The sequence below is a fragment of the Ktedonosporobacter rubrisoli genome, from assembly GCF_004208415.1.
In the GTDB taxonomy this organism is placed as follows: Bacteria; Chloroflexota; Ktedonobacteria; order Ktedonobacterales; family Ktedonobacteraceae; genus Ktedonosporobacter; species Ktedonosporobacter rubrisoli.
In genome coordinates this window covers 7,012,628-7,028,382 of the sequence record NZ_CP035758.1, presented here as the reverse complement: position 1 = coordinate 7,028,382, position 15,755 = coordinate 7,012,628, and the positions used below count along the sequence as shown (strand labels likewise).

Annotated in this window: 12 protein-coding genes; 5 read left to right on the top strand and 7 right to left on the bottom strand. The window is 53.4% G+C overall.

Annotated elements, in window-relative coordinates; genetic code table 11:
• Positions 1-361: 361 nt before the first annotated feature.
• Positions 362-655 (top strand): FmdB family zinc ribbon protein, encoded by a 294-nt coding sequence (locus tag EPA93_RS30485; RefSeq protein WP_129891143.1) that lies wholly within the window; start codon positions 362-364, stop codon positions 653-655.
• Positions 656-713: 58 nt separating this feature from the next.
• On the opposite strand, the gene EPA93_RS30480 is transcribed toward EPA93_RS30485, so the two are convergent.
• From EPA93_RS30480 to EPA93_RS30460, 5 genes are all read right to left on the bottom strand, one after another.
• On the bottom strand, positions 714-2,099 hold the full coding sequence (locus EPA93_RS30480; RefSeq protein ID WP_207229245.1) for a GH1 family beta-glucosidase: 1,386 nt from the start codon (positions 2,097-2,099) through the stop codon (positions 714-716).
• An 85-nt stretch (positions 2,100-2,184) separates the two neighbouring features.
• Positions 2,185-3,225: an ABC transporter permease gene (locus EPA93_RS30475; protein WP_129891142.1), complete on the bottom strand. Its 1,041-nt coding sequence runs from the start codon at positions 3,223-3,225 to the stop codon at positions 2,185-2,187.
• A 2-nt stretch (positions 3,226-3,227) separates the two neighbouring features.
• Positions 3,228-4,211: an ABC transporter permease gene (locus tag EPA93_RS30470; RefSeq protein ID WP_129891141.1), complete on the bottom strand. Its 984-nt coding sequence runs from the start codon at positions 4,209-4,211 to the stop codon at positions 3,228-3,230.
• Positions 4,212-4,436: 225 nt separating this feature from the next.
• Positions 4,437-6,140 carry an ABC transporter substrate-binding protein gene (locus tag EPA93_RS30465; protein ID WP_242527170.1) on the bottom strand — a complete coding sequence of 568 codons (1,704 nt, stop codon included), beginning with the start codon at positions 6,138-6,140 and terminating at the stop codon, positions 4,437-4,439.
• A 208-nt stretch (positions 6,141-6,348) separates the two neighbouring features.
• Positions 6,349-7,452 carry a LacI family DNA-binding transcriptional regulator gene (locus EPA93_RS30460; RefSeq protein ID WP_129891140.1) on the bottom strand — a complete coding sequence of 368 codons (1,104 nt, stop codon included), beginning with the start codon at positions 7,450-7,452 and terminating at the stop codon, positions 6,349-6,351.
• A 439-nt stretch (positions 7,453-7,891) separates the two neighbouring features.
• Between EPA93_RS30460 and EPA93_RS30455 the strand changes: the two genes are divergently transcribed.
• The 3 genes from EPA93_RS30455 (at position 7,892) to EPA93_RS30445 (ending at position 11,993) form a co-directional block, all read left to right on the top strand.
• Entirely contained in the window at positions 7,892-8,641 is a 750-nt protein-coding gene (locus EPA93_RS30455; RefSeq protein ID WP_129891139.1) for a response regulator transcription factor, read from the top strand.
• A 46-nt stretch (positions 8,642-8,687) separates the two neighbouring features.
• Positions 8,688-9,950 (top strand): sensor histidine kinase, encoded by a 1,263-nt coding sequence (locus EPA93_RS30450; protein ID WP_129891138.1) that lies wholly within the window; start codon positions 8,688-8,690, stop codon positions 9,948-9,950.
• Positions 9,951-10,115: 165 nt separating this feature from the next.
• Entirely contained in the window at positions 10,116-11,993 is a 1,878-nt protein-coding gene (locus tag EPA93_RS30445) for a zinc-dependent alcohol dehydrogenase (RefSeq protein WP_129891137.1), read from the top strand.
• Here EPA93_RS30445 and EPA93_RS30440 read toward each other — a convergent pair.
• Entirely contained in the window at positions 11,972-13,066 is a 1,095-nt protein-coding gene (locus EPA93_RS30440; RefSeq protein ID WP_129891136.1) for a threonine aldolase family protein, read from the bottom strand. The genes EPA93_RS30445 and EPA93_RS30440 overlap by 22 nt on opposite strands.
• A gap of 116 nt (positions 13,067-13,182) precedes the next feature.
• A complete protein-coding gene (locus EPA93_RS30435; RefSeq protein ID WP_129891135.1) occupies positions 13,183-13,665 on the bottom strand; it encodes an Lrp/AsnC family transcriptional regulator in 483 nt (160 codons plus the stop codon).
• Positions 13,666-14,072: 407 nt separating this feature from the next.
• On the opposite strand from EPA93_RS30435, the gene EPA93_RS30430 reads away from it, so the two are divergent.
• On the top strand, positions 14,073-15,719 hold the full coding sequence (locus EPA93_RS30430; RefSeq protein ID WP_129891134.1) for a glycoside hydrolase family 3 N-terminal domain-containing protein: 1,647 nt from the start codon (positions 14,073-14,075) through the stop codon (positions 15,717-15,719).
• Positions 15,720-15,755: the final 36 nt, after the last annotated feature.

Here is a 15,755-nt window from a genome sequence, read left to right as displayed (position 1 = left end):
TGCTCTGCCGACGATACAAAAACGAAGAAGCGCTTGCAGATGAACAAACTACACAATTGCTTACAGGGCCTGTGGATTTTTTTGCTTGCGTCTATTCTGTCGAAGAGCGATCTCTTGTGGGATCTATGGCTTGTTGTTTCGCCTACTGAGCTATTCGCAGCTCAACTATAGTGCTATGTTTTCTACTCGGTTAAAATAGTAACCTGCAATATTTCGGTTGTCAAGGCGAGCAGATATGCATTACCTGATCAATAGTGTATTGATGGCTTTATAAGCCATTATCAGATAGTGTATAATTTTCTGCATATAATATTTGAGAAGGTAGGCTGTTCCTCTGATAGTTTGCAGGTGGAGGATAATTATGCCTCGATACGAGTTTCTGTGTGAACGCTGCGGCTCCTTTGAGTGCTGGCGCCCGTTGGCCGAGGCGAGCGAGCCGCAGCGCTGTCCAGAATGTAAGGCGCTAGCGCGAAGGGTGTATACACTGCCAGGGCTGGTGAAAACTCCCCTTGCCTTGTCGCGGGCCTTATACAGGGCTGAGAAGAGTGCGCATGAGCCCGAGGTTGTCAGGCGAGCGAGCAGTGCTTCTCAGGGAGAGAAGCCGGCCCAAATTATCTCTCAATCTCACGGTCGCCCCTGGCAAGTTGAGCATTGAAGCCTGAGCTTGCCTGCCCTTCGTTTGAGAATATGACGAAGGGCAGGCAAAATCTTTATTATCGGCTGTGCGCCTGCTCAAAGGCCTTGAGGAAGGCCGTGTACCAGTGTCCGCTATCTTTTACGATGCGCCGCTGAGTTGGATAGTCTACATAAACGATGCCAAAGCGCTTGCTATAACCTTCGGCCCATTCGAAGTTATCAAGCAGTGACCAGACAAAGTAACCGTGCACAGGGGCACCTTGTGCGACTGCCTTTCCGATGGCCTTGATATGCTTGTAAAGGTAGTCGAGGCGCTGAGGATCGCTTACGACGCTATCGCCATTCAAGTGATCTTTGAAAGCCGCGCCATTCTCGGTGACATAGAGCGAGGGAACATGATATTCGTTGTGCAGGCGTAGCAGGAGGTTGGTCAGACCCTGGGGAAAGATTTCCCAGCCCATATCTGTATATTCTGCGCCAGGAAGGGTCGGCTTATTGGTCGGTTCTTTCTGCTCCGGGCCTCCCGCGACGAGGGTGCGCGAATAGTAATTGACGCCAAGGAAATCGGTTGGTGTGGCGATAATCTCCATGTCCCCGGCCTGGATGGGGGGATGCGCCAGGCCGCGCGCCCTGAAGAGCTCTTCAGGATAGCTGCCGCGATAGAGCGGATCAAGGAACCAGCGATTGGAAAAGGCATCGGCGTTTTCAAAGGCTTGCCTTGTCTCGGCTGCATCGTCAGCGGCATAGATCGGCGAGAGATTGAGGGTGATACCGATAGGTGTTCCCGCTTTGCTTGCCGCGCGCAGGCGGGGGATGGCCAGGCCATGCGAGAGGAGGAGATGGTGCCCTGCGGTTATCGCTGCCTGTTGGTCCTCAAGGCCGGGAGCGTGCACGCCGATGCCGTAGCCAAGAAAGGCCGCACACCAGGGCTCATTCTGCGTAATCCAGCCGCTCAGGCGATCTCCCAGCCTTCTGGCCACAATCTCTGCATAGTCGGCAAAGGCATAGGCCGTCGAGCGTTCAAGCCACCCCCCCTGGTCCTGCAGGGCCACTGGCAGATCCCAGTGATACAGCGTAGCAAACGGGCTGATGCCTTTGGCCAGGAGCGCATCTACGAGACGCTCGTAGAAATCCAGGCCACGCGTATTGATTGTACCTCTGCCCTCAGGCAAGATGCGCGGCCAGGCGATAGAGAAGCGATAAGCCTTTAAGCCTAAGCTCGCCATCAATTCTACGTCTTCGTGCATATGATGATAGTGATCTGTGGCTATATCGCCTGTTTCTCCCCGCTGGACCTTGCCAGGTATTGTAGCAAAGCGATCCCAGATCGAGAGGCCGCGCCCATCCTCGTGTGCCGCGCCCTCGATCTGATAGGAGGCAGTAGCGGCACCCCATACAAATTTCGCCGGGAAGACTGCGGCAAGCTGCTGCAGTTCCTCCTCCGTCTGATTCCCCATATGCATAGATGTATATTTCCTCTTCTAGGTGATTGGCAGGCCTCTTGCCAAAAGCTGCGAACTGACAACAGGTCCACCAGCTATTTCTTATTCAAGCTGCCTGTTTCGTTTTCATGAGACGTTTAAGCACTGATAACTTTACTTCACGGCGCAGGCGTGGATTAGAGATCTCATCGATAGCAAAGTTAATGAGAGCAAGTCCGGCGCCAAGGATGGCGATGCAGAGACCGGGCGGCAGGAACCACCACCAGGCACCCAGGAGGAGGGCATCGTTGTTCTGGGCCCAGTAGAACATTGTGCCCCAGCTTACCACGGTAGCATCGCTAAGGCCAAGGAATTCCAGGCCCGCTTCGGCCAGGATAACATAGAGGATTGTGCCTACAAAGCCCGAGGCCACGATGGCCAGCTCGTTGGGTAAGATATCGAAGAAGATGATGCGCCAGGCGCTCTCTCCGTTGGAGCGCGCCGCCGCCACAAACTCGCGCTGGCGCATTGAGAGCGTTTGCGCGCGCAGCACGCGGGCATTCCAGGCCCAGCTAGTGAAGGTGATTACCAGGGCGACGGTGATGGGCCCCTTAAAAGGCAGGTAAGCCGCTAGAACGATGGCCAGCGGAAAAGCTGGTAATACTAGAAAGACATTGGTGAGCAGCGAGAGCGCATCGTCGATAAAGCCTCCACAGTAGCCGGCCAGCAGCCCGATCACCACCGAGAGAATCGTCACCACAAGGCCGGTAGCAAAGCCCCAGAGGATCGAGACGCGCGTGCCCACCAGCACCTGCAGAAAGACGTCCTGGCCGGTCTGGGTCGTACCCAACCAGTGCTCGGCTGAGGGTGGGGCCAGCGTATCGTGCGAGAAGGCGTTAGGGTTCTGGTGGACAAAGAGGGGGCCAATGATAGCTACCAAAAAGAAGAAAACCACAATGCCTAGCCCGATGCTGGCCTTGGGATTGTGCTTGAGCAGGTGGGCCAGGTTATAGAGGCGCAGTGGGGCCGATCCTGGGGTCTCTGGCCCGTTTGTCTGTGGGCTCTGCTTGCCAGTAGATGAAGGAAGCAGCGAGATGCCGGGTCCGGTTTTGGCAAGTGGCTGATCTTCTGAGCCGGGCGAAGGCTGTGAAGTTATGGGTGTATCCATGCTTAGTTCCTTTCCTGGCGCACGCGGGGATCAAGCACAAAGTAAAGCAGATCGGCAAGAAAGTTGGCGCCAAGTACGGCGATGGCGATAATGAGAAAGATGCCCTGTAGCAAGGCGTAGTCCGAGTTCTGTACGGCTTGCAGGAGCGCAAAACCAATCCCTGGATAGGAAAAGACGATTTCTGTCAGGAGCGCGCCGCCAACGACGAAGCCTAGCGAAAGCGCAAAGCCTGTAACGCTAGGAAGGATAGCGTTGCGGGCCGCGTAGCTAAACATGATGCGCCGCGTCGGCAAGCCCTTGGCCTCGGCCAGGAGGACATAATCCTCGGAGAGCGTGGTGACCATCATATTGCGCATGCCAAGCATCCAGCCGGCGATTGAAGAGAGCACGATCGTAAAGGCCGGCAAGATAGCGTGCTGAATGGCGCTAAGGATAAAGGGCAGGCTCCAGCTGGGAATGACGGTAAGATCATAGCCTCCGTTGACTGGGAAGAGATTCAGCATAAAGCCAAGCACGTAGAGCGCGATTAAGGCCAGCCAGAAATAGGGAATGGCCGAGAAGAAAGTTAGTAAGGGCGGGAAAAATGTATCAAAGAAAGAGCCACGCTTCCAGGCAATGAGCATGCCTAGCAGGGTACCCAGAGAAAAGCTGATAATCGTAGAGACGCCTACCAGCATAATTGTCCAGGGGATTTCCTGCGCAATCATCGCCGAAACGGGTTGGGGAAAATAGGTAATTGAGAGGCCTAGATTGCCATGAATAAGCTGGTTGAGATACTGAATATACTGGGTCCAGAGCGGTTCGTGGGTTACGCCAAATTCTATTTGCAGGGCGTGCAGAGCCTCGGGCTGGATCTTGCCCTGGAAGCGAGCCATGAGCACGCTGGCCGGATCGCCAGGGGCCAGCCGTGGGATCAGGAAATTGAGGGTAATCGACGCCCAGAGCGCAACCAGGTAAAAGCCTATGCGGCGTAGCAGGTGACGCACTAGTTTCTCCTTCTCTTAGCTTAAGGTAAGCTGTTGTTTGACGCATGGAGCCAGGCAAATCGGCAGGCCGCCCTGCAAGGGCTAGACTTGCTCATCCGAGCAAGCCGTATCCTGGGTGTTCGGGTAGGTCCTGCCGAGCCAGATATTGAAGAGATAGCTCTCGTATCCGGTCAGGGCAGAACCCTTGAAGTGTCTGCGCTACGGGTGACTTGCCGGGTCGATGCTTCAGGCGGCTGGCTTCAAATTCAGCACAACTACCTCACAATCGGGAGCAGTGTAGGGCGACGGCACTGCATAGGGGTTATCCTTGTCGGGCCAACCGGTGAAGTGCAGCGAGCTATATTCGTACCAGGTGGCGCCATAAACGAGAGGAATGACCGGCATTTGCTCGACCATGATCTTCTCTATGCCGCTGATGGCCTGGGTTTGTGCGTTGGTGTCAGTTGTCTTCTCATATTGATCAAGCAGCTTGTCGGTTGTCGCATCGTTCCAGCGCTCCCAGTTGGAAGGCGCTAGCTGGCCGACAGCAGCCGTGTTCTTGCTGCTGAGCGTCGAGTAATAAAGGAAGTAGGGCGAAGGACCAGTGTTGGTCCAGGAGATCGCTGCATCGTAAGAGCCCATCTGCAGCGCGTTGATATAGGAGTTATAAGAAAGTGAGCTGACCGAAACATTCATGCCGATGGCCTTGAGATTGCTAGCCATAATCTGGCAGTCGGTTACCCAGTCGGTCCAGCCGGTGACCACATTGATGTTAAAGGATAACTTCTTGCCGCTGCTATCGGCATAGATACCATCGGAGCCCTTTTTAAAGCCAGCGCTCTCCAGCAACTGGGTAGCTTTGGCTGTGTCCATCTTGAACGCGAGATCAGTATAGTCAGTAGACAGAAATTGCTTGTTAGCAGGGAGCACGAGGGCCGTTGGATGTGCAACGGGCTCGTAGCCGCTCTCACCAACCTTATACATCTGTTCGCGATCAAGGGCCGCGCTGATGGCCTGGCGTACGGCAAGCTGATTGAAGGGCGGTTTAGCGAGATTCAAATACAGCATGATGACGTTTGCCGAAGGGAACCAGTAATGGTTGTGGGCCTGATCGCGCGAGACATAGGTTTTCTGAATATCCGGGGTAAAGAGGCCGGTCCAGTCAAGCTGGTTGCGCGAGAGCAGTAACTCTGCGCCAGTGTTTGAGTTAAAGGAAGGGTACTTAAGTTCCTGAACGGCAGGCTTGCCAGGCTGCCAGTAATTGGGATTCTTAACCAGGTCAACAAGCTGAGGCGTAAAGGCCTTCAGGGTAAAGGGTCCGGTGCCGACTGGCTGGGAATTGGTATATTTGGTGGGATCACCCACGCTTGCCCAATGCTCTTTCGGCACGATATAGGTCTGGCCAGCCAGGTACCACAAAATAGGGCTGTCAGGTCGGTTAAACGTCACCACAACCGTGTTGGCATCGGGCGCCTGCACGTCTTTGATGACCTTCCACAGGCTGCTTGTATCTGCGGCTGGATATTGTTTTAGTTCGTTGAGCGTGAAGACGACATCTGCCGAAGTGAAGGGCTTGCCGTCCGACCACTTCACGTTCTGGCGCAAATTAAAGGTCACGCTGGTAGCATCGTCAGCAAACTTATAGCTGGCAGCCAGCCAGGGTTTGACGCTGCCATCTTCCTGGTTAAAATACAATAATGTCTCGTACATCATGCCCTTAGCGCCATCAAGGGCCGTGGGAGAAAAGGGACTAAAATTCTCGGTGAAGTCACCTTTGGGACTGGTTACAATCGTCAAAACGCTGTTTGCCGCGCCATTGCTGGCGGTTGTTGTTCCTCCACTGCCACCACAGGCGGCCAGCAAGAGCATGCAGAGCAATAGACCTGTTACCAGCGACATACGGGTCTTGAACTTTGCTTTCAGGGTTGAAGATAAGTTGCCTAGAGTCACATTAAAACCTCCTGACACTGGGTTGGTGGATCAGCAATGATCCACTAACAAGACAACTTGACTTGTTGACCTCATGACTGCTCGATAAATTACTAAAGGCTGCAAATACTTTATGATATGCCTGGATGCTTCTATGCACCTCCACTTCTGTTAGCGATTACCTACGTCTTTGGAACAGAATAAAGACAACAATGATATCAAATCTGGCCTATGTAGGGTTGACCTGTTGATGCGAAGCGCCGCATGAGGCGCGCACAACCAGGCTGGTTGCCAGCTGTATATGCTCTGTCGCGGCCGGAGCCTCACGCTCGTAGAACTTGCGGCCATGCATGCCATTGTGGGATGTCTCGATATAGAGCTGAGTGCTTAACTGCGTCAGGAGCCGCTTAACTCCCAGGCGGCCCATTTCATGAAATGGCTGCCGTACAGTCGTGAGGGCCGGCCTCACGAGCGCTGAGGAGGAAAGATCGTCAAATCCTACCACGGCAAGCTCGCTGGGAATAGCTATGCCTTGCTCAGCGGCGGCCGAGAGCACTCCATAGGCCATCAGATCGTTACCGGCGAAGATAGCGGTTGGCTGCTGCTCGCTCGGCAGGGAGAAGAGGCGACGGGCGGCCTGAAAACCGCTGTTTTCTTGAAAATCGCCCTCCAGGACTAAACCCGGCTCGACCGCGAGGCCAGCCTCCTCTAGAGCCTGGCAGTATCCCTGGTAGCGCTCGCGTGCGCAGAGATAGTGCGCGGGTCCTTTGATATGGGCGATACGGCTATGGCCAAGACTTAAAAGGTGGCGAACAGCTATATAGGCGCCGCCGCGATTATCAGCACTGATGCGTGGCACAGAAGGAATAGCCTCCTGGTCATCGATTGTCATGACTGGAAAGCCGGGCTTATGCAGGCGCGTCACGTAGCTAGAGAGCTGTCCTGGCATGATGGCGAGCAGCCCGGCAGTAAGCTTGGAGGTCAAAATACGCTCGATCACGTCGCCTTTATCCTTTGTGCTAGCTCGGTCATTGATGCTGTAAAGCACCAACTCGTATAGCGTGTCGTCTACGGCTTCTGCCATACCGCGCATAATATCAAGAACATAGAGCGAGGTAAAAGAGGGAAGCAGAACACCTATAAGATGACTGCGGCCACCCGCCAGGCCGGCAGCCGTAATATTGGGAACAAAGCCCTGCTCCTCAACAATGCGTAAAATACGTTTGCGTGTAGCGCTTCCTACATCAGGCTTATGATTTAAGACACGAGAGACGGTTGTTTTGGAGACACCAGCCAGGCGAGCTATATCATCAATAGTGCATTTTTCCTTCATAGAGGCCTTTCTTGATTACACTATGCAATTGGAGCTCGCCGCAGCGCATAGCCTGTGAGCTTACAATAATAGTTCATGAAAGCGATTACGTAACCGCTTTCGGAACCGGTTACAGAAAAGTATACTGATCGAAGCAAGTCCTGTCAAGGATTTTCTGGGCTGTAAAAAGAAAAGTGTGCGAAGAGATAGAGCATGTGGACCCGCTAGGCAGTTGAGGTGCAGTATGAGTGTTTAGCGTCTACCAGGGAGAAAGAGAGTTGAAGATATGCTGGCGGGGCAAAAGATATGCTCTAAGGATTAATTTATGCTGAGAATAGCTGGGAGTTGGTGAAGTAATCTTGCGGGTCAGCTCATAGATATCTATAATGAGCATAGAATTCATAGACACTTTGGCAAAGCGGGCTCAAATAATTTACTGTGGGCTGAGGGAGAAAATATCATGCAGCAAGGTGGTTCCTGGCAAGGCAACGAGAAGCAGCAACTCTTAAAAGTCCTTGTTATCGACGACGAAGAAAACATCATAGAGTTTATTCGTCTGGGACTGCGTTACGAAGGCTTCCAGGTTGAATCGGCGTCTGATGGTGAGCAAGGTATCACTGTAGCCCAGCGTATCAATCCTGATCTAGTTATTCTTGATATCATGATGCCGGGTATGGATGGGTTGGAAGTATGCCAGCGCTTGCGCTCGAATCCAACGACGCGCGATGTACCCATTCTCATGCTTACGGCCAAGGACGATGTACGTGATCGTATTCTGGGTTTACGTACGGGAGCCGATGATTATCTGACCAAGCCGTTTGACTTTGATGAGTTGCTCGAACGCATAAGGGCAATTTTACGACGTCAGAAACGTGCTATGGGTGGATCGAGCGAAGAAGCGGCTAATGGCCAGATTCTTCAGTTTGCTGATTTGACGCTTAATACAGCGACGCGAGAAGTGACGAGGGGTGGACGGCTCATTGAGCTAACGGCAACCGAGTACAATCTTTTGCATCTCTTTATGAGCCACCCGCGGCAGGTATTGGATCGACAAACTATTTTAAATCGTGTCTGGGGGTACGACTTTTTAGGCGAGACAAACATTATCGAGGTCTATGTACGTTATCTACGTGAGAAGATCGAAGACTCGCCAAGTTCGCCGCGCCTTATCCAGACAGTGCGTAGTGTTGGCTATGTCCTTAAAGGATAGGTGCTAGAAGAATCTTTAGTTGTTTGCGAAGCGGAGTCTTGTCACTATGTCAGAGCCAAAAGCTACCGACGCAAAGGAGCGAGCTGGAACTGGGTCATCAAATGGTTCTCTATCAAGCACTCAGGATGGCCATGCTAGCAGGTATGAGCCATTGTCGCCTTTGCGCGCGGTATCTCCCCGAACCGGCGATCTGACGCCAACGGGGCCGATTTTTGCCCAGACCAGTGCAGGTACGGATGCTCCTTCATGGCTGCGTCCCTTCTTTAGCCTGCGTATTCAGCTAACAACTGTCTATGGTTTGACTTTATTGCTGATCATTTTTATCATTTGTATGCTCCTCTCAACGCACATACAAGCGGTTTATATCTTTCTTATTGCCTTTATTATTACTATTGCTGGCATTGTGGCTAACTTTGTTTTTACTACGATATTGCTACGCCCTCTCTGGCGCGTAACCGATGCTGCGCAGGCTATCGCTATCGGCGATCTGCAGCAGCGCGAGCGCTTACCCTTGCGCTTGCCTCCCCAGGATGAGATAGATCGGCTGGCCGGTAGCCTTAATGAGATGGTAACGCGGCTTGAGCGGGCGGAAGAGATGCAGCATGCGGCTGAGGCGCGCTTCAGGCGCTTCTTCTCGGATGCCTCACATCAGCTGCGCACACCGCTTACATCTATACGTGGCTTTACTGAAGTGCTGATGCGGGGGGCAAAAGATAATCCAGAGGTGGCTCAACAAGTGCTGCAGCGCATGAAGAATGAGTCTGAGCGCATGACGCTGCTGATTAACGACCTCCTGACCCTGGCCCGCCTCGATGAGGGCCAGCCGCTCAAGGCTCAGTACCTGGATCTGGTGGCGCTGGCTAGCGAAGGTATTGAGCAAACCAAACGACGTCTTGAGGACGGAAGGGCCATTAAGCTTGAGAAGGCGACGGAGCAAGGCCTTGGGCTCCAGGCTGATAAAGATCGTATCAAGCAACTCATCTTCATCTTGCTTGATAATGCTGTGAAGTATGGCCGCCCCGCTCCCGATGGCTTTATTACTTTGCGCCTCAATAGGCAGGGGGAAGATGCTATCTTAAGCGTTATCGATAATGGAGAGGGGATTGCCGAGGAAGATCTCGCGCACATCTTTGAGTCATTCTATCGGGGACAGTATCGTCGTTCTTCCTCTAAAATATCTGTTATAGGCACAGGATTGGGGTTGTCCATTGCTTCGGCGATTGTGCGAGCTCATGATGGATCAATTACCGTACAAAGTGAGCCCGGGACCGGAACCGAGTTTATTGTGAGGCTGCCCTGCGTAGGTTAAGCCAAGACCGCCTGTTTGCTAGATCCTCTCGGTATAGTCCATATTTGCCTTTTCTGTTGCAAAGATATCCTGAAGACGATTATGATCCAACTCATAAGAGTATGGTTCTTAGGATTTGCCAGGAAGTATACGCGTTGACATCTCTTGAGTCAAAGAGGAGGAGTTATGTGGACTGCTACGTTAGATTCGAGCCCTCAACGGAACTTTATCGTACGCTTGCTCAATGGTTTCTGGCCTACAGTTGGCATTTCTTCTCTGGCTCCTTTGCGTGTACAAAATTTGCCCCGCCAGGCCTTGCCCGCGCCGACCTGGGTGCGAGTGCGCAATCGCCTGGCCGGTATCTGCGCGGCTGACCTCCATCTTATCCATGCAGATAGGCGCATTGCACCTGCGGCTGTGCCTCGCTTCTGGTCGCGTTATCCTGGGCGCGAGGTTGTGGGTGAGGTGATTGAGCCGGGCGATCAGGTACGCTATCTGCGCGCGGGAGATCGCGTCGTCTGGCAATATGGCCCTAATTGCATTTCCAGCGGCATGCAGCCTCCTTGCCATTTCTGCGCCTCCGGCAATTATGAGCTCTGTGAACAGGACAAACTGCCTGGACCGGCGCCCTTTGGCGGTGGTTGGAGTGAGGAGATGCTCCTTCATGAGCAACAACTTTTCCGTATCCCAGCTTTGCTTAGCGACGAGCAGGCAGTATTGCTTGCTCCCACGGCTATAGCACTACATGCTGTCTTGCGCTTTCTTCCGCGCTCCGGTGAGCGGGCGTTGATTGTCGGGTCGGGAACAATTGGCCTGCTCGTGTTGCAGGTGCTGCGTTTGCTTTCTCCGCAGACAGAGGTAAGTGTGCTGATTCGCCACGCCTTTCAGGTTGAACAAGCTACGCGCCTGGGTGCGACGCATATTATTTATCCTCAACATAGCTATAGTGATATACAGCGTGCAACAAGGGCCAGGCTCTATCGGGGTCCTGGTGGCAACAAGGTCTTAGCGGGAGCTCACGATGTTATCTACGATACCGTTGGTAGCCAGGACTCTTTGCAGCATGCCTTGCGCTGGCTGCGCGCACGCGGAACTCTGGTCCTGGTTGGGCGCGAGCCGCGCCTGGTGAAACTTGACCTTACGCCTCTCTGGTATCGAGAAGCAAATTTGATTGGCTCAGCCAGTTATGGGAGCGAGTGCTGGCCCGTGGGAAGCCAGGGACGCCGTTCGACGTTTAGCCTGGCGAGCGAGCTCATCGGACAGGGAAAAATTCAGCCGGAGAAGCTTGTGACGCATCATTTTGCGGTAACAAATTATCGGCACGCCTTGCTAACGGTTCTGCATAAGGAACAGAGCCATGCGATCAAAGCCGTCTTTGACCATTCTCTGCTGCCTGCCTCCGTTGTGCCTGGCAAGCAGACATCGAGCCAGCAGAAATTATCTGGCGCAAGAGTAAGCAGGCGGCAAGCCGCACTTGACCGGCCATCAACAGCGCTTGCCGCACGGGCGGCTTCCCTTGAAGAAGAGGATGAGCTGGAGGATACGCTAGTTGTGCCTGTGATCAAAAGAGCTGTGCCGTCAGCTGAGAAGCAAGGGGATGGGCAGAAATCTGCGACGTTTCCCGAAAGCCTTGCGGCCGAGGGCCAGCTGCAGATGCTGCCCGAGACGCCGATTCCGCCCACGCTGCTAGTTTTGCCAGCCGAGGAAGCAGCAGAACTTGCCAAGGCCAACGGCGCAGCTAAACGGGCCGATCAGTTAATAGAGCAAGTTCAGGCCAACGGCACGGCTAAACAAACTGAGCCTGAAAAAGATGATGCCTCTCCTGCCCTTGCCATCGCTGAGGCGCAGGAGGCGGCCATCCCGGAAACATCTCCCCAGACAGAAGATCTTGCACTGCCCTCAGAGCCTTCCGAAAGCTCTGAGCCTCCAGCTGGCCACGAGACGCCTGCTATGGAGGAAGCCGCCTCTGAACAGAGCCCTACCAGTCAAGTGCCCGGAGCCGCTGTTCAGCAGGAAGAGCCTCCTCCCAGCGCCGAGGCTGCTCAGGACGAGAAGCCGGAATAAAGTATTTCTTTGCTGCCTTTGTTCTTCTGGCTGCTATCCAGCACGGCTTCCACTGCCTGCAAAGCATACTCAATATCGTCTCGCGCGATCTGCAAATGGGTCACTGCACGTACCAGGCTTGGGCCCATCAAACTGAAGCGCACGCCTTGTTGCTTCAAGTGCTCCACAAATTGTTGGCCACTCAGTGCGGTCTCAGCGACGTCAAAGAGCACGATATTTGTCTCAACATCTTGTGGGCGTAGCGCAATGCCTGGCAATCCGGCTAAACCCTGCGCCAGCAATTGGGCATGGGTGTGATCTTCGGCTAGCCGTTCAACATGGTGCTCAAGAGCATAAATGCCGGCGGCAGCCATGATGCCTGATTGACGCATTGCACCGCCTAAGAGCTGCTTGTAGCGCCAGGCCTCCTGGATAAAGCTGCGTGAGCCGGCCAGGACTGCGCCCACGGGAGCTCCCAGACCCTTGCTGAGATCAAGCCAGACACTATCGAATGAGCTGGCATAGTCGCTGGCGGCTACGCCTGTTGCTACCACAGCATTGAGCAGGCGCGCTCCGTCCATATGGGTGGCCAGACCGGCCGAGTGGGCGCGCTCGCAGACTTCTCGTATGCTGGCTAGCGGCCAGCATCTTCCTCCGCCCAGATTTGATGTTTGCTCGATGGAGATGGCTTTGCTTCTGGGCTGATAGCGGCTGTGCGGGCGCAGGGCTTCTGTAAGCTGGTCGGCTGTAAAAACGCCACGATCACCGGCGAGGGCGCGCACAAGTATCCCTTTAAGCGGCGTAGGGCCCCCACCCTCGAAATGGAGCGGGTGAGCAGTGCGATCCATAATTACTTCGTCGCCTGGCTGGCAGTGTACCGCGTAGGCGATCTGATTGCACATTGTGCCCGAGGGTAAATAAAGCCCTGCCTCTTTCCCCAACATGTCGGCGACCATAGCTTGCAAGCGATTAACGCTAGGATCTTCGCCTAATTGCTCATCCCCTACCTCGGCATAACACATGTACTGGCGCATAGCGGTGGTTGGTTGTGTGATCGTATCGCTGTAGAGATCGACGGTAATGGATGGGTCCATAAATAAATTTTCGCCTCCTGCTTACAGTCTGAAGCGGGTGTACTCTGCCTTGCAGATCCGCAGGGATCGGCCAAGCCTCTGGCTTGCCTGTATAGGTGAAAGGGAATATATGCTCCTCATTCTATAGGCAAAGCTGTGCTGTATTTTACCTCGGTCAGCACAAGGCTTGTGTGGATGCGTGCCATACCCGGAATGGGCATCAGACGATCAACTACGAAGCGCTCCACATCCTTATGGGTGCGGAATGCTACCTTGAGCAAGTAATCGTAGTCGCCGGTGAGATGATGACACTCCAATACCTCCGGCAGCTTGCGGACGGCAGCCCGAAACTTTTCAATCATTTCATACTGATGTACTTGCAAGCTGATGAGCATAAAACAAACCAGGTCATAACCAACCATTTCGCGGTTCACAAGCACTGTATATTGCCGAATGTAGCCGCGTTGCTCCAGGCTACGAATGCGCGCGTGCGTTGCCGGCGGCGAGAGATTGATCTTTCGCGCGATCTCGACGTTAGTTAAATGCGCATCCTCTTGCAAGATCCGGAGAAGTTCCTTATCAATTTCATCTAGCCCTTCTCCATGAGAATTTTTTAACATGCTACTGGCTCCTGAGTCAATGAATATTTGTTAGGGTAGCAGAAAAACGAAAGAAAAGAAAGTATAGCTGGCGATTACTTATTTTTATTCGGTAGGAAGCTGGCAGTATTTTTTCCGGGGTATCGCTCACTGGCTTTTTCGGCCAGGCTGGTCAGCACGGAGAAAGGGGAAGAAAAAATAGCCAATTTTACGCTCTTTGACGCAAACTAAGGCAAGTAGAAACTCGTTTAGACCTGCATCTCTATTTTCTCGATTGGCCTGATAGTACCATCTTTGGAGTGCTTCTGAACGTACTGCACCTGCCTTGGAGGCCATATTTCTGGCATAATACTTTCTGAGTATCGGTGCACTCCTATCTGCGACTGGTTTATACTTAGATTTGAGCAACAATTTATGGAGCAACATAAATGACTATAGATAAGCCTGAACCTCCCCATAAGGGAAATAATAATCCTAAAATTACTATGACCGATCCGTCGCTCTCATCTGCTTCGGCGCGACGGCCAGATGCTGCCACCTCCAGGCAGCCCTCTATACAACAATTCAGTCCTGTAACGCCAGATCCCAACTTTCCGGAGAACGTGACAGGTAAGCATGAAGCCTGGATGGCCACCTCTCGTCCCATGCCAGCTCAGGAGTATCAAAAGGGAAACTGGCGGAACTTAGAGCTGTCGGCCAAATTAGCGCGCGTGAAGCCGTCTGCTCGCCCCCAGACCACGCGGCGCGCATCTTTTCAGGCCCAACTTGGCTTGATGATGAGGCGTCGCCAGCGTCGCTCGCCTTTTATAGTCGTTGTTAGTCTTGTCCTGCTTGTGGCTCTTGTGCTTATCAGTGGCCTGATAGGCGAACGTGTCTTATCGGGAACCGCTTTCCTGGATTCGGGAGCCGCCTTGCTGAATCTTGTTACAAATCACAAAGGACCTGCCGTACAGCAGCCCCTCAATGCGCAGCAGATTAGCGCTCGGCGGCATCTGGCCATGCGGATGAACTATAAACAGCTTGCCGGCCTCTATGTCTCCCGTATGACGCTTGATGAGAAGCTCGGGCAGCTTATCATGGTCGAGTACAACGATAGCTTTTACTCGCCCGACCTTGATACGATGGTCAATCAGCTTCATGCGGGTGGCGTCATTATGTATGAGTTTCAAATGCAGACAGCCGATCAGACGCGCCAGGATATTGCCAAGATGCAGAAGAACGCTAAGCTCCCCCTATTCGTTTCGACCGATGAAGAAGGTGGAATTGTGCAGCGCTTGCGCAATATCTATCCGTCCCGTCCTTCGGCGCTGTCCATCTATGAGAGCGGTAATCAAGACATGGCGGCCCAGCAAGGCCATCAGCTGGCTCACGACTTGCTGGCTCTGGGCATTAATACCAATCTGGCCCCCGATGTGGATGTGGCCTTAGTTCCCAACGGGCCAAATCAGGTAACGCGTACCTTTGGCTATTCGGCCGACTCGGTGATTAAGTTTGCCGGCCCCTATATGCAGGCTTTGCAGGGAGATGGCGTCATCGCCTGTATCAAGCATTTTCCCGGGCTGGGCGCTTCTACTATCGATGCCCACTTTGGCTTGCCCGTCATTAACCGTACCAAAGAGCAGATCTATCAGGTTGAGCTTGCCCCTTTCAAGCACTTTATTCAGTCGCCTGATAAGCTAGAGAATCCTGGTATGATCATGCCAACTGATGTGCTTATGCCGGCTATTGATCCCAAGCTACCTGCCGAGCTCTCGCCAACCTTTATGACCGACATTTTGCGTAAGGAATTTGGCTATGATGGCGTTGTGCTGACAGATGCGCTTTATATGCAAGGGGTTGTAGTGGATGGAAAGCAGATAAGCATGCCTCAGGCGGCTGTTCTGGCCCTTAAGGCTGGCGATGATATGATACTCGGGCCTAGCGGGTCGGATCAGATGCACGCTATGCTTGATGCGCTCAAGGCGGCTGTACAGGATGGGACGCTCACGCAGGCGCGTATCGATGAGGCGGCAACGCGCATTATTGCCCTCAAGATGCAATCGCACCTGATGCCGGCCGTGGCTCCTCAGCTCTGATGCTCTATTGGCAAATAAAAGAGGCACAACCCATAA